Raw genomic sequence first — 900 nt, forward strand, 5'->3', positions numbered from 1 at the left:
CATCACTACAAAAGTATGGATTTCAAATGCCGGTTACGAAAAAGCTAAAGCTTCTATTGATGAATCACTTCGTAAATTAAAGAGTGATTATATAGACTTACTGCTTATTCATCAGCCATTCGGTGATTACTATGGCACTTACCGCGCAATGGAAGAAGCGTACAAGGCAGGAAAAATTCGCGCTATCGGCGTCAGCAACTTCTATCCGGACCGCTTCGTGGACCTTGCAGAGTTTTGTGAGATTACTCCTGCTGTCAATCAGGTGGAAACACATGTCTTCAGCCAGCAAGTGAAGTTACAGGAAGTAATGAAAGAATATGGTACGAGAATTATGTCATGGGGACCTTTTGCCGAAGGACGGAATGACTTCTTCACGAACAGCACTCTCCAAGAAATCGGAAAAGAATACGGAAAATCAGTGGCACAGGTTGCATTACGCTATCTGATTCAACGGGACATCATAGTCATTCCTAAATCGACTCACAAGGAACGAATGGCTGAGAACTTCAATGTTTTCGATTTTACTTTGTCACCGGAAGATATGTCTGCCATTGCTTCACTCGATAACGCTGAAACCCTCTTCTTCTCTCATTATGACCCGGAAATGGTAAAATGGCTGATTAATTACGGAAAATAAAGAATTCCCCCCTTTCATCGCTTTTGTTTTTACGAAGCAGAATGAAGGGGGGATTTTTATATGATAACTGAATACTATTTATAAGATCATTTCTCTATCGGAGTAAAGTGCAACGCAGCCCCGCCACTCGCCTTTAACTTCAATATAAGTTTGTCTCCGGCTTTCACCTTCTTATGTGCCGTACGCACTTTGGTACCTGTATTCAGTTTATCGTCATCCTCATACAAATGAGCGGTATACTTTTTACCCGGTTCCAGAAAATC

At 41.6% G+C, this 900-nt stretch carries 2 protein-coding genes; one reads left to right on the forward strand and one right to left on the reverse strand.

What is annotated here, in order from left to right:
• On the forward strand, positions 1-637 hold a 637-nt coding region (locus tag Q5O73_RS10490; RefSeq protein ID WP_302669665.1), incomplete at its 5' end, for an aldo/keto reductase.
• A gap of 86 nt (positions 638-723) precedes the next feature.
• On the opposite strand, the gene Q5O73_RS10690 is transcribed toward Q5O73_RS10490, so the two are convergent.
• Positions 724-894 (reverse strand): glycoside hydrolase family 97 C-terminal domain-containing protein, encoded by a 171-nt coding sequence (locus tag Q5O73_RS10690; protein ID WP_368076767.1) that lies wholly within the window; start codon positions 892-894, stop codon positions 724-726.
• Between the last annotated feature and the right edge of the window lie 6 nt (positions 895-900).

The organism is Eubacterium sp. AF15-50 (assembly GCF_934835595.1).
GTDB lineage: Bacteria > Bacillota > Clostridia > Lachnospirales > Lachnospiraceae > Eubacterium_G > Eubacterium_G segne.